We start from the raw sequence: 12,570 nt of genomic DNA, 5'->3' as shown, positions 1-12,570 counted from the left end.
ACAACCAACTGACCGGGAGTAAGTCATGGGCCTCATCCACATCGAGCTTTTCGCGACCCTCGATCTCGTCGCGCAGGCGCCCGGCGGCCCCGATGAGGACCCGTTGGGCTTCTCGTTCGGCGGCTGGCAGGCACCCCTGATCGACGACGTCTCGGGGGCGCAGGTCGGTGCCGCCTACGAGGGCACGGACGCGCTGTTGCTGGGCCGGCGAACGTATGACATCTTCGCCGCCTACTGGCCGCACCAACAGGGCGGCGAGGACAACGAGATCGCCACGCTGTTCAACCGCGTCCCGAAATACGTGGCCTCGCGCGGCAGGCCCGATCTCTCGTGGGCCGGCTCCACACAGCTCGGACCGGATCTGGCCGGCGCAGTGCGTGAAGTGCGCGACTCCCACGAGCACGTCAAGGTCGTCGGGAGCCTGAACCTGGTGCAGACTCTCTTGCGCGAGAAGCTCTTTGACCGTCTTGACCTCTGGGTGCACCCGATCGTGCTCGGCGTCGGGAAGAAGGTGTTCGACGGTGGCGCGGTGCCCACGAACGTCACCCTCCTCGAACCACCGGTAGCCAGCCCGACGGGCATCGTGTTCCTGCGCTACGGGCTTGCCGACGGCACGCCCGGGACGGGGGATATGAGCGCACCCGACCGCGGCTCCGTGTGACAGGCTTTCGGGCATGGTCGTCCGTCTTGCCTCGATCATCGTCGCCGGGCTAATACTGTCGGCCACCTCGATTGTTCGCCCGTTTGTCGCCCGTGCCGACGTCGACCAGGCGAAGGCGACGGGCGGGATCGTCGCGCTCTACCTCCGCGATGTCGATGCGCATGCGCTCGCCATCCCCGGCGGCGCCCCACCGGAGGAGCTGCACCTCACCCTCGTGTCATACGGCCCGGACGTGCGTGGCCTACCAGAAACGGAGCTTCGACAGCGGCTGAGCGATACAGTCGCCGATCACGGGCCGATAAAAGCCGAGGTATTCGGGCACGGAGTCTTCAACCCGAACAGCGCACCGCGTGGCGTTTCCACCGTCTACATCGTCGGCGACTCGCCCGAGCTCGTTTCGCTACGGCAGCAAGTTCTTTCGCTCTCGCAGCAGCTGATTGAGGTGCCCCCTCAGCATGAGCCGTGGGTGCCGCACGTGACCGCCGCCTATCGCGCGCTCGACACCGACCTGACCTATATCGGCATGGTCGAGTTCGACCGGATCGGGCTCAGCTGGGCAGGTGACACGACCTACTGGCCGCTATAGGTGAACGTCGGAGCCCCAAGGCTTTGAGGATCATTCCGCTGGGGACGGTGCCATCGAGTCGCGCAACTCCTCGGTGAAGTAACGGCTCTTGCCACGGCCGGTTTTCTTGGCCTCATACATCGCCAGGTCGGCGTCATTCAGGATGGCCGCGGCGTCGCGCTGATCGTGCGGATCGACTGTCGCGATACCTATGCTGGCACTGGTCTGCAGCGTGTCGTCGACGATGCGCATCGGCTCCGTCAACGTGGCATGCAGCCGCTCGCTGAGCTGATCGAGCGTGACACGCGTCGTCGGGCCAACAAGCAAGGCAACGAATTCGTCGCCGCCCAGCCGAGCGATCACGTCCTCGGGCCGTACCGCGCGTCGAAGACGTTGCGCGGCAATCCTTATCACCTCGTCGCCAGCCTCGTGACCGTATGTGTCGTTGGCGAACTTAAGTTTGTCGAGGTCAATGAACAGTACGGCTGATAACGCACCTTTGGCGCCAGAAGTGAGCGCGTCGGAGATGCGGGCCAGCGCATACGCGCGATTGGGCAGGCCAGTCAGCGAGTCGTGAGTCGCCTGGTGCTCGAGGCGCTCGCTTGCCGCGCGTTGGTTTGCGATCTCGTCGACGTGAAGGGCCTGGATATACGTCGCGAGAAAAGCGGTGGCAGCTGCGAATGCGTATATCGCAACGAGGAATCCAGTCTCCGACCAGCCTATTTGGTCGGATATGACCGGATCCTCCCAGAGGGTCGCCGCGAACGCGACGACACTGACGGTAAGCACGACCGCAGCCCGTCGCCACGACACGTCGAGAGTCACCATCAGCGGGAGCAGCACCATGACAAGGAGCGGAACGTATCCACCCGTATTGAGCAATTGAAAGCACGACACTGCGACAACGTCGGCAATCGCGGCGGCCAACTGCCATTGAGGGCCGGTGATCAGCCGGCTGGCGGGGGAGAACGCGACAATCGCCGCACCTATCGCAGCAACGCCATATACCGCAATGAGCACAGATTGTTGAGGCCATTCGGCCTGGGCGGTGCTCACCAGCATGGCGCCGATCATCATCAGCACGACGCCCACGCGCAGCACCGCTGCGATTCTCAATGACCGCAGTTGACGCACCCGACGTACGCCGTCCAGCTCAACCGAATCCATCGCCGCTCATCTACTTCGCTGGTTGCGCCACATGGCCATACGCAGATTGAATCAGAACTCGCGGTCCGTGGAGTGACCTGGCTATGGCGCCGCGCTCGAAGAGATGTGAATCCGTGCCGCGGCGATCACCGCTATAGTGTTGAGGGCCAACATAATTGCCAGCGGCCAGAGTGCCGAACCATGCCTTGCGATGAGGCCCAATACAAAAACGATACCGATCGACACGACGCTGACGACGATCTGCGTGAAACTCAGCACCACAATTCTGTCGTCGTCGGACACTTCCCGCTCGATCCAGTCGTGAGAGGCTGGGAACACACCTTGACTCGCGATCGCCATCATCAACATCGCGAGCCCGAAAATCCACACCATCGGCAGCAGCCGAAATGCCATCAGCGTCAGGGAAAGTGCCGCAGCGCATGCGCCGATAAGTGCACTGCACAGGAGCATGCCGCGGACATCGAACCGCTTTCGCACATATGACCAAATGCCGATTCCCGCCAATAGGCCAAGGCCGATGAACACCAGTATCGAATCGAGTGCGCCGTTGTCGGGCCCCAGCGACTCCGAGCTGTATATGCCGTAGAACACGGCGCCCAGCGTGATCGACGTGAAGGCCGCTTGTGTCACCAGATAACGCCGCAGCCAGGGCGCACCGCGTAGGCGCCGAACTCCCTCTGGCAGTAGCTCACTCATCCGCGTCGGTTCGGCGGGCATCACGTCACGTTCGGGCCGCAGCCCCAAGCAACATATCGCCGAAACCACCATCGCGGCTGCGCCAACCCAAAGCAGCTGCGCGTTGTCTATCCCTGGCGAATCGTTAGGAAGAAACCATGCCGAATAGGCCGAGACCAACATGATCAACACCGCTCCATAGCCGGCTTGCTGTATCAGCAGGCTGCTTTGGCGTTCACGCGGCAACAACGCCGCGGTCGACAACGACACGATGACCCGAGAGCACCCTGACACCACCCCGATGAGGACGGAGGTCAACAGCACGGGATACACAGACACGTTTTCGGGTAGAAATTGGATGGCGCCCGCGTTCGCGGCAATCAGCAATGCCTGCAAAGAAACGCCCAAGAGCAGCAACACGACGATGGACGTCTGCCACCTGATGAACTGTGCAACGAAGACATTTCCGAATAGGGCGCCCACCGTGTAAATCGGCACGATGAGGGCGACGACAACCGCCGGTGCGCTGAGCTCAGCGCAGATGAACGGGATGACCGCGGTGACGCTCGTGAGTTGAACCCCAACGGTGTAGAAGATTCCCTGAGAAAGCAACACCGGGAAGTTGCGGGGCATAGCTGGCTACGTTAGCGCCTGGCCGAGCCCTCAATTTCCGCTTCGAGTTCGTGCGCGACGTGAGTGCCTTCGTCCGTGGGATCGAGCCAGCAGAACCACGGCCAGGTCGACTTGTCTTCGAATCGATCGACGTACTCGCTGCGGACCTGAGCCAGTGAATCGTGGCGCGTCCGCAACAACCGAGCGGATCAAGTTCAGCGTCTCGTCCTGGGTGACCGACAGTGGCGTGCCGGGGTTTTCCTCGGCGACGAAATCGTGAACGCGCTCGAGTTCGACCCAGTCGATCAGCCCCCACAGGATCACTTTTCCCGAGCGGATCTCGCTGCCCACGCTGCTTCATCCACGAACTCATCGTAATGTCGCGCTGCGGTCCCTTTTTCTAGCCGAATCTGCCCGGCGAAGTTGCCGATTCGCGACGTTATCGAGATCTGGTCCATGGCACAACACAGGTTTGATGAGACGGTGCGCGTGCTCATCGCAATGCTGGCAGTCACTTTCGGCCTGGCGGCGTCGGTGTTCGTCGGCGCAGATCTGACCGCCTCGGCCCAACCGGACGCCGCGACTCAGGCTGCGCCTACCCAGCCGGAGGTGGACGCAGAGGCGTGGTTGATCGCGAATCTCGACACCGGCGAGATTCTGGCGGCGCGCAACGCATCCGAACGTCGCGCGCCTGCCAGCACAATCAAAACACTGCTCGCGCTCGTCGCACTCGATCAGCTCCCGCTGAACTCCACAATCGTCGCCAACAAAGCGAGTGTCGACGTCGAATGTTCCTGCGCCGGAGTCAAACCCGGCCGACCCTACACCGCCCTGCAGTTGCTCGCGGGTGCCCTACTGGTTTCTGGGAACGACGCCGCAAATACGTTGGCCGACATGCTCGGTGGCCCCCAGGCGGCGGTGGCGAAGATGAATCTGAAGGCAAAGCAAGTGGGCGCGCTCAATACCTACGCCGCCACGCCCTCCGGCCTCGATGGACCCGGCATCACGGGTCTTACCACGCCGCATGATCTGGCGGTCATCTTCCGCGCTGCGCTGGCCAAACCCATGTTCGTTCGAATCATGCAAGCACCGTCAGCGATGTTCCCCGACGACAACGGGTTTCGAACGCTGACGAACCAGGACAAGTTGTTGGGAAGTTATCCCGGCATCCTCGGCGGCAAGACGGGATACACCGACATCGCCGGAAAGACTTTTGTCGGGGCCGCCCAGCGTGACGGCCGACGCCTGGTGGTGGTGTTCATGGGAGGCGGACCCGAGGACTACTGGGACCAGGCAGCCAACATGTTGAACTGGGGCTTCAGCCAACCCCACTAGGGCGAGGCCTCGACTCGACCTCCTTGTCGGGAGTGTTGGTGTGCTGAACTGGCGTTTTCCCACTCCAGCTGGCTAAAAGCACGAATGTGCTATTTGGCATGCGCAGGAATAGCACGATCGTTCGTTTATGCTCAAGCGCATGAAACAGCGCTCGAAGGGGCAGCGCACCAAAGCGGCGATCCTTCACGAGGCTGCGCGCCTGGCGACGGTCGACGGCCTCGACGGCCTTTCGATCGGCGGGCTTTCCACAGCGATCGGGATGAGCAAGAGCGGCCTGTACGCACACTTCGGCTCGAAAGAGGATCTGCAATTGGCGACGATCGCGTCGGCGCGGGAGACGTTCGTTGCCGAGGTGTTCGTTCCCGCCGTCGCGGCGCCGCAGGGGATCCGGCGGCTATACGCCGCCTGCGATGCGTTTCTGTCTCACATCGAGCGCGGCGTGTTTCCCGGCGGATGCTTTTTTGCGGTAGCGGGCGCCGACGTCGGCACGCGGCGGGGCGCGGTTCGCGACGCGGTCGCCGCGCAGCAACGTGACTGGATGGAACTCCTGGAGCGCCTCGCGCTGAAGGCGATCGAAATGGGCGAACTCGAACCGGGTGTCGAGCCGGCCCAGCTCGCGTTTGAAGTCAATGCGGTCGTGGTGTCGGCCAGTTCGACCTTCATTTTGCAAGGAGACGCGGCGGTGTTCGGGCGTGCCCGTGTGGCTGTCCGTCGATTGGCGCCGCCAGCAAGGAGATCACGCTCATCGATGCCGACCGGGTGATGCCGCCAGCTCGAGGTCGCGGACGAGATTTTCATCAACGTACGAACACGGTCGTGGTCGACCGCCTCCGCGCCGGGCCCTTACCTAACTGAACTGATCCGCCGCACCGATCCTGGGGGGCGGACACTGGGCCGGTTCTTCGCCGAGGAAATCGCCAAACCGCTTGGATTTCTATATCGGGCTACCGGCATCAGTAGACCGCGACCGCGTGGCGCACTTGCACGCATGGTCGGTAGCCCAGATGTTGTTCCATCTCCACACACTTCCGCCACGCTTTTCGCTTGCAATGATGAATCCGCGCAGCCTGACAGCTCGTTCCGGCAAGCCGCCCGGGGTCAAGGTGATCGACGAATTCAACCGCGAAGAACTGCGAGTTGTTGAGATGCCCGCAGGAAACGGCATCGGAACCGCGCGCTCTATTGCACAGCTGTACGGCGACGCCGCCACCGGCGGTTCTGAGATCGGCTTGTCATCAACAACTCTCGAGGCTTTGCAGAAGCCCCGGTACCCCCGTCAAACGGACTGCGCGACAGGTTATTACATGTGGCTACTTCGTGGTCTCTCGGCTTCCGAAAGCCCCCACCCTAAGCACCTTCGGATCTTCCGGCCACGCGTTTGGTATGAACGGAGCAGGCGGCTCATTCGGATTCGCCGATCCAGATACCGGCACCGGGTTTGCCTACGTGACGAACAAGATGGGTTTCCACCTCGTCAGCGATCCGAGAGAACTCGCCCTTCGGCAATCACTGTTCCGAGATGTGATTGGGGCTAGGCCGCAGACATAAGGTGCCCGAGTTTGTACGCGTGATCCAGACGTACGAAGCGAACATGCTTAACTGGGCTTCACGCCGCCGGTTCACGAATATCGATCAAGCCGCTACGGGCAGCTGAAGTCGATCTCGAACGGATACGTGTTGCTGCTTGCGCCGTTGGCAGGGGCGATGTTGCCTGTGACCTTGTAATCGTTGCCATCCTTGGTGGCAGAAACGTTCCCGTACGTCGTGACATGTTCCAGCCAGTGCAACTCCGTGTTGCCCTGGAAATGGCCGATCGTGACGAACCAAACAGCCGACGCATCCTTGGCCAACTCGACACTGACATCCCGAGGCGCCTTATCGGTGGCGATGGAGACTTCGAATCCTTGTCCGCCCCTTATCGGCTTGCAGACGGCCATACCTTGGACGTTCTTCGACTGGCCATCAACAGTGACTTTCGGGGCGGATGGCGTGCTGGAACAGCCCACCAGGCCGGCCACCAGGAGGGCGGCCCCGCCCACCAATCCGACTGCCGTTTTCGTCATAGACGTATTTTTCCGGACCATCGCTTTCGCCGCGGGCCTTCGGCTGATTCCAGTTAGCTGCCCGGGCTGTACGACTTACCGTGGTCCGGATCTACGGGGTCGGGGACGAAGTCGGTGTCCTTGTCATCGATCAGCGGCTCGTCCGCGATCTTTCCCATTGTGTCGTTGATCTTGCCGAGCGTGCGTTGAGTGGTGGGCCCGAGGGCGTCGAGAGCCTGCTGTTGCTTGTCTCGGCTTTTCGGGGGAGACATTTTCCCTGGGCAGAGGTTCGCTATTGCGATGTTGAAGAATCGTGGACCCATCGGATCCCTGTTCAGCACATCGTTCATCACGTCTAGTCGATCGGCCGCAGCGTAAGCACGCTTGAGATCGCAGAAGAGATAACCCAACTTCACCACCGTGATTATTTCGCGCTTCGAATATTTCATTCCTGCGTTTTTCATCGCCACCAGATAATCGGCCTCAGCGTCAAGACCTGCGGGTCCCACACCCGGGTCGGCGACGGCGACGGGAGCACTGATCGCACCGCCCCACAGCGCTCCGACTGTGAAAGTACTGGCCAGCAGGGCTTTGAGGTTGGTCGTACCAAGATGCATCGTTCAACCATTTCGTTTGCTGGTAATTCGCTGTGAGCGCACTGTAATGCTGTCGCGCCATCAACGGAAGCGAAACGGTGCAATAGGTCCCACGGTGCTTTCGTCGGCAACAAGAGTGTTTGGCGATGCGACGTTGTCGACGGTGACGATTCTATGCAGCGAGAGCTGAAAGTTCTTGGGGATAGCAGTATTTGAGCGTTTCGCTGCCAGCCTCCTCCTTTTGGCGAGAGGATCGGCATCGGCCATGCCGAACAGATCTTGAGTTCTCACCGACCGCAGCGGAATCGTCGCCGTGCGAGCCGGGCTCGGATCGCGCCGGACCTACCTGCTGGCTTAGCTGGCCGACGGCGCCATCCGGAGACAGTACGACCTTTTGCCGGTGGCTCGGCCGTATAGGTCTCAGGAGTCCCAGATCGGCCCAAAGGCCGGCACTCCCCGTTGCTCGAAGCCTCGGACGACCTCCGCGGTGACCGATCGGTTCGACACAATGATCACCGCGTCCGCGCCTGAGTCGACGCAGGCCTGATAGCTCAACTCGAACACGTCCGGTTTGCCCTGGGTGCTTGTATTCCAGATCACCCCGTCCGGCTGTGCCGTCGTGATCTCGTCGACGACTGCATCCCCATAGGTCTCCCCCGGGTCGCGAGTGACCCACACCAGCTTCGCACCCTGGCTGTCTGTGAGCAGATGGCCGAGTGTGGGCCCGATACCGCTGCCGGTAGCGACGTAGAGAACGCGGTTGAAAAGACGCTTCGCGTTCGCCACGCCGGGCGTGCTGATACCCCGCACCCAGATATGCGACGGCGCATTGTCGATGAACGCGCTCGTCCACTCTCCAACTCGGGAGATCATCATCCGGTAGCCGTCCTCGCCGGAGGCCGCGGGGACGCAGGCGAACGGGTGCCAGCTGTGCAGCGGATGCCGGCTGATTGCGCGGGTCGTGCCGACGGGCGGGGTGCGCTTAGAGTGCAGACGCACGATCGCGACGTGGTCGCTCGGCAGCTGGACTGAGATTGGCACGCGGCGCAACAGCAGCCACGGCCAGACCGCGAAGAAGGTCGAGACGATGAGCATCCAGAACACAGGGGACGCGGCGAGCGCAGACTCGTAGGCCAGACCGTGGCGCCGGGAGTGCAATTGAGCGAGGATGAAGGTGTTCGCCCAGGCGATTGCAAGGATTGCCGAGCCGCCAAAGCGGTGTGAAAACTCAAACAGCTCATGGTATTTCGCGCGCAGTTCCGGTGCGGCGAGGATGCAGATTGCGACGAGCATCGCGACGAGCAACGTCGCGAGGATCGTGCTGACATCGTCGATGTCAGGGTGGCCGTCGAAAAGCGCCGGCCAGATCCAGAGAACGTAAACGACATACCAGAGTGTCCCGGAGATCGCCGCCCCGATATGCGCGCCGCCAAAGTGGTAGTACTGCGCGAGCCGCCAGCGGATTGCGAGCGGCAACGACTTCGGCGCGTTCGTCGCAAGGAAACCGACAAGGCTCACGAGCCACTGCTGGCGGTGCAGGATCGCGATGAGCAGATTCGCCTGCGCGATCGCGGCGATCACCTGCAGGCTCACGGCGTGGTTCGTCCACCAACCTTAGGACATGCCGACGACAAACACGACCGCGTTTACCGCGAGGATCAAGACGATGAGGATGGCGTAGAGCATCATTCGGCCACGACCATTCGGCGGTGGGGCGAAGACCGACTGGTCGGCGCTTGCAGCGCCGCCGCCATTGCGCGTGCCGATCGCGATAGCGGGCGACACCGACCTATCCACGACAACTCCTCAAATCGATTGCTGATTATTTGCAATCAGGAATCTACGGACCTCCTGCCAGATTGGTGTGCGATTCGGACACAGGCGTCGCAAATCAGCACGACCGCCAGCGCGAGTGCGGAGAGCACGACGGCCGCCCGCCGTACCAGGCGAGCCGAATAGTCGCATCTCCCTGGTCAGAGCGGAGCCGATGACGGGAATCGAACCCGCGTATTCAGCTTGGGAAGCGTTTTCCAGGCCGGAACGCCCGTTCGTATGACCGTGGTGGGACGGCTTCACGGCTAACTCAACTACCAACTTTTGCTCCGGCTGGCGCACGTCTGCAGTCCGATGTCGGTACGGCAGCGGTCAGTCGCCTGGGGTACGGACGGGGAAGGTTGTGTCGCAGGGCATTTGGCGGCCGTACTTACGACACCGTGGCTACTTTCGTTCAGACCAAGAGTTTGGATGCATTCATCGATACTTTGCAGAATTCGATTCAAGGTTCCCGTAGCCCGACGATGATGGCAGGTGAAGGTCCGTCAGCGGAAGGAAGGCTCATGACCGACCAGGACACCGAGGATGAACCCCTGTTTTTGGTTGTCACCATCAGGCCTCGACTCGACCGGCTCGACGAAGCTGAGACACAGCTGCAGTCGATGCGGCAGAACACCCTCAAGGAGCCGGGCTGTGTGTTCATGCACCTTCTGCAGCCCCAGGATGATCCGGACACCTGGGTGATGCTCGAAATGTTTTGCTCGCGCGCCGCGTGGGACGAGCACATGCGCCAGCCCTACAACACCGAGGGCAACAAGATTCTTGAAGGTCTCCTGCGCGAGGCCTCCGACCTTCGCCTGCTCGACGAGAAATAGGCAGAGCGAACCCAGACGCAGGTCTGCCCGCCGGGACGATGGTGCGGGATGCTAGATACGTTTCTGCAGAACGTATATGGCGAGCTCGTCGCCGAGTCGCGTCAGTCTGCCGTGGCGTTCAGTAGCGTCTGCAGCGTCGCTCTCGCGCCGTGCGCGGCCAGGGCCTGGCGGTAGCCCTCGAAGCTGGCGACGAAGTCCTCGTGCTGGGCGACGCCGCTCGCTAGCAGCGGCTCGATCTGCAGCGCCTCGGCCGGATCGCCCGATGCCAGTTGCCGACGCGCTTCATCGTCAAGACGCGGCTCGGGCGCCTCAAACGTATTGCCGCCGTCGTCCTGGCCGTGGAGCACGCGGCTCCAGGCGGCAAGGGTAAAGGCGGGGATGCGGTGGTCGACGCCGCGCGCCAGCACCTCCTGGAGCGTGGTCGTGAAATATACCGGCACCTTGGACGCGCTGTCGGAGGCGATGCGTGTTAGCTGGTCGTGCATCGCCTCGTTGGAGAAGCGTTCGAGCACGGTGTTCTTGTAATCGACGAGGTTCACGTCCTGCGGCGCGTCGAGCAGTGGCAGCACGACCTTGTCGAGGAAGCGGTCCAGCAGCACCGGCACCTGGGGATCGCGCATCGCCTCAGCGACCTCGCGGTAGCCCAGGAGCAGAGCCGGGTAAGCCAACGTGAGATGACCGGCGTTGAGCACACGCACCTTCACCTGCTCCCATAGCTTCACCTCGTCGCTGAGTTGCACACCCACTTTTTCGAGTGCGGGGCGGCCGTCGGTGAAGCGGCCTTCGATCACCCACTGGGTGAAATCCTCGGCCACCAGCGGGATGCGGTCGTCCAGGCCGCTGGCCGCGTTGAGGCGCGCGGCGTCTTCCGCAGACACCGACGGCGTGATGCGGTCGACCAGCGAGTTGGGAAAGGCGACGTTGGCGTCGATCCAGGCGCCGAGTTCCGGGTCGCGCGCGCCGGCGAAGCCGACGAAGGCAGTGCGTGCGACTTCGCCGTTGTGTCGCAGGTTGTCGCACGACACCACGGTGAATGGCTTGATGCCGGAAGCGCGTCGCCGCGCCAAGGCCTCGGTGACGAAGCCGAACACCGTGCGCGGCACGCCGTTGCCGGCGAGGTCATCGGCCACGTCGGGGTGGTCGGTGACGAAGGCGTGCGAGTGCGGATCGACGTGATAGCCGCCCTCGGTGATGGTCAGCGTGACGATGCGTAGGTCCGGGCTGGTCAACAGGGCGAGCACCTCGTCCGGCTGCTCCGGCGCCAGCAGGTAGTCGAGCTGGGCGCCGATCACACGCACGCCGGGTTCGCCCTCCGGCGGTGCGATGGTGAGCGAATACAGGCAATCCTGCGCGCGGAACTGCTCGGCCTTCTGCCGGCCCCGCTCGCCGCCCGACAGGCCGATGCCGACGATGCCCCAATCCTCCTGGCCGGGCAGGGCGAGACAGCGGTCGATATAGAAGGCCTGATGCGCGCGATGGAAATTGCCCACCCCGAAATGCGCGATGCCCCGCTTGAGCCGGTTGCGGTCGTAGGACGGCGCCGCCACCTTGGGCGGTAATTGCGACAGCGTGCTTTCGGTGAGTTCGGTCATCCTCGACTCTCCTGAACAAGGGTGCCAACCGTCGAAGATACTCGGAATCGTCCTGACGACTCCCGTAAACACGGTTCGAGTCGCGCTCTGAGGCGCGGGATCAGTGCCGGGCGCGGCACATCGTCAGCGCGTGGATCGCCGCCATCATCGGGCCGGCGATGGGATCCGAGTGGCAGCGGATCGACGTCGGCATGGGAGCGGCGCCACACACGAACCATCAATCGAGGATCACGGCGTCGCCGATCTGGTGAGCTCTCGACTGCCCTGGCCCGGGCCCTCCGCCGCGCTTTCCAGGGCTCAGGCCTGGCGGAGCAGACGCCCCCGTGAGTTGGCGATTTAGGTCCAGCCGGGTCCGATACTCCAGCAAACGATTGTTGGCTGGGTCTCTCGCTGGGCCACGGTCAAAGGACGGTCAAGAATGGCCGCCAGGGGTCGATTTGGGTCACCCAGATATGGCTGTGAACTGCGGTAATGTGGAGCCGATGACGGGAATCGAACCCGCGTATTCAGCTTGGGAAGCTGATGTTCTGCCATTGAACTACATCGGCATCTCGACGTGGTCGAACACGAAGGCTAGCACTCTGGCCCAGAACGGCCGCCGTCGTTGACCGCACTCGTGTGCCTACCAGGGGCGAGGTGGTGTCACCACGCCGAAGCTGACATCATCCGTGTAATCA

General features: G+C 62.5%; 12 protein-coding genes and 1 tRNA gene. 5 read left to right on the top strand and 8 right to left on the bottom strand.

The annotated features are described in order from the left end of the window. Positions 1 to 25: 25 nt before the first annotated feature. Positions 26 to 661, top strand: a complete 636-nt coding sequence (locus QOH60_RS00270) for a dihydrofolate reductase family protein (protein WP_526415878.1) — start codon at positions 26 to 28, stop codon at positions 659 to 661. A gap of 13 nt (positions 662 to 674) precedes the next feature. Next, complete coding sequence (locus tag QOH60_RS00265; RefSeq protein WP_526415876.1) at positions 675 to 1,247, top strand: 2'-5' RNA ligase family protein; 573 nt, start codon at positions 675 to 677, stop codon at positions 1,245 to 1,247. Between the two features lie 30 nt (positions 1,248 to 1,277). On the opposite strand, the gene QOH60_RS00260 is transcribed toward QOH60_RS00265, so the two are convergent. Both QOH60_RS00260 and QOH60_RS00255 read right to left on the bottom strand, forming a co-directional pair. Then, entirely contained in the window at positions 1,278 to 2,393 is a 1,116-nt protein-coding gene (locus QOH60_RS00260; RefSeq protein WP_526415874.1) for a diguanylate cyclase domain-containing protein, read from the bottom strand. Between the two features lie 81 nt (positions 2,394 to 2,474). Next, positions 2,475 to 3,701, bottom strand: a complete 1,227-nt coding sequence (locus tag QOH60_RS00255; RefSeq protein ID WP_526415872.1) for an MFS transporter — start codon at positions 3,699 to 3,701, stop codon at positions 2,475 to 2,477. 435 nt (positions 3,702 to 4,136) lie between these two features. Here QOH60_RS00255 and QOH60_RS00250 point away from each other — a divergent pair, with 435 nt between their 5' ends. Together QOH60_RS00250 and QOH60_RS00245 are read left to right on the top strand one after the other, a co-directional pair. After that, on the top strand, positions 4,137 to 5,015 hold the full coding sequence (locus QOH60_RS00250) for a D-alanyl-D-alanine carboxypeptidase family protein (RefSeq protein ID WP_526415870.1): 879 nt from the start codon (positions 4,137 to 4,139) through the stop codon (positions 5,013 to 5,015). A gap of 139 nt (positions 5,016 to 5,154) precedes the next feature. Continuing rightward, the gene (locus QOH60_RS00245; protein WP_526415868.1) at positions 5,155 to 5,778 is read left to right on the top strand and encodes a TetR family transcriptional regulator C-terminal domain-containing protein; all 624 of its coding nucleotides are present in this window, start codon (positions 5,155 to 5,157) and stop codon (positions 5,776 to 5,778) included. 877 nt (positions 5,779 to 6,655) lie between these two features. Here the strand turns inward: QOH60_RS00245 and QOH60_RS00240 are convergent. The 4 genes from QOH60_RS00240 to QOH60_RS00225 all read right to left on the bottom strand — a co-directional run bounded on the left by QOH60_RS00240 (position 6,656) and on the right by QOH60_RS00225 (position 9,450). Continuing rightward, the gene (locus tag QOH60_RS00240) at positions 6,656 to 7,078 is read right to left on the bottom strand and encodes a lipoprotein LpqH (protein ID WP_526415866.1); all 423 of its coding nucleotides are present in this window, start codon (positions 7,076 to 7,078) and stop codon (positions 6,656 to 6,658) included. Between the two features lie 53 nt (positions 7,079 to 7,131). Beyond that, the gene (locus QOH60_RS00235) at positions 7,132 to 7,674 is read right to left on the bottom strand and encodes a hypothetical protein (protein ID WP_526415864.1); all 543 of its coding nucleotides are present in this window, start codon (positions 7,672 to 7,674) and stop codon (positions 7,132 to 7,134) included. Positions 7,675 to 8,073: 399 nt separating this feature from the next. Continuing rightward, on the bottom strand, positions 8,074 to 9,246 hold the full coding sequence (locus QOH60_RS00230; RefSeq protein WP_526415862.1) for an FNR domain-containing protein: 1,173 nt from the start codon (positions 9,244 to 9,246) through the stop codon (positions 8,074 to 8,076). Between the two features lie 21 nt (positions 9,247 to 9,267). Then, on the bottom strand, positions 9,268 to 9,450 hold the full coding sequence (locus QOH60_RS00225; protein ID WP_526415860.1) for a hypothetical protein: 183 nt from the start codon (positions 9,448 to 9,450) through the stop codon (positions 9,268 to 9,270). A 539-nt stretch (positions 9,451 to 9,989) separates the two neighbouring features. Here QOH60_RS00225 and QOH60_RS00220 point away from each other — a divergent pair. Beyond that, positions 9,990 to 10,301, top strand: coding sequence for a putative quinol monooxygenase (locus QOH60_RS00220; RefSeq protein ID WP_526415858.1), 312 nt, complete (start codon positions 9,990 to 9,992; stop codon positions 10,299 to 10,301). A gap of 101 nt (positions 10,302 to 10,402) precedes the next feature. Here QOH60_RS00220 and QOH60_RS00215 read toward each other — a convergent pair whose 3' ends face one another. Next, a complete protein-coding gene (locus tag QOH60_RS00215; protein WP_526415856.1) occupies positions 10,403 to 11,893 on the bottom strand; it encodes a mannitol dehydrogenase family protein in 1,491 nt (496 codons plus the stop codon). A gap of 474 nt (positions 11,894 to 12,367) precedes the next feature. Next, a tRNA-Gly gene (locus QOH60_RS00210) sits at positions 12,368 to 12,441 on the bottom strand. Between the last annotated feature and the right edge of the window lie 129 nt (positions 12,442 to 12,570).

Origin of the sequence: Mycobacterium sp., assembly GCF_032159765.1 — a bacterium.
GTDB lineage: Bacteria > Actinomycetota > Actinomycetes > Mycobacteriales > Mycobacteriaceae > Mycobacterium.
This window is presented reverse-complemented; position numbering and strand designations above follow the sequence as displayed.

Coding starts and splice junctions, on each gene's coding strand:
- QOH60_RS00270 (WP_526415878.1), top strand. CDS start 26: ATGGGCCTCATCCACATCGAGCTTTTCGCGACCCTCGATCTCGTCGCG.
- QOH60_RS00265 (WP_526415876.1), top strand. CDS start 675: ATGGTCGTCCGTCTTGCCTCGATCATCGTCGCCGGGCTAATACTGTCG.
- QOH60_RS00260 (WP_526415874.1), bottom strand. CDS start 2,393: ATGGATTCGGTTGAGCTGGACGGCGTACGTCGGGTGCGTCAACTGCGG.
- QOH60_RS00255 (WP_526415872.1), bottom strand. CDS start 3,701: ATGCCCCGCAACTTCCCGGTGTTGCTTTCTCAGGGAATCTTCTACACC.
- QOH60_RS00250 (WP_526415870.1), top strand. CDS start 4,137: ATGGCACAACACAGGTTTGATGAGACGGTGCGCGTGCTCATCGCAATG.
- QOH60_RS00245 (WP_526415868.1), top strand. CDS start 5,155: ATGAAACAGCGCTCGAAGGGGCAGCGCACCAAAGCGGCGATCCTTCAC.
- QOH60_RS00240 (WP_526415866.1), bottom strand. CDS start 7,078: ATGACGAAAACGGCAGTCGGATTGGTGGGCGGGGCCGCCCTCCTGGTG.
- QOH60_RS00235 (WP_526415864.1), bottom strand. CDS start 7,674: ATGCATCTTGGTACGACCAACCTCAAAGCCCTGCTGGCCAGTACTTTC.
- QOH60_RS00220 (WP_526415858.1), top strand. CDS start 9,990: ATGACCGACCAGGACACCGAGGATGAACCCCTGTTTTTGGTTGTCACC.
- QOH60_RS00215 (WP_526415856.1), bottom strand. CDS start 11,893: ATGACCGAACTCACCGAAAGCACGCTGTCGCAATTACCGCCCAAGGTG.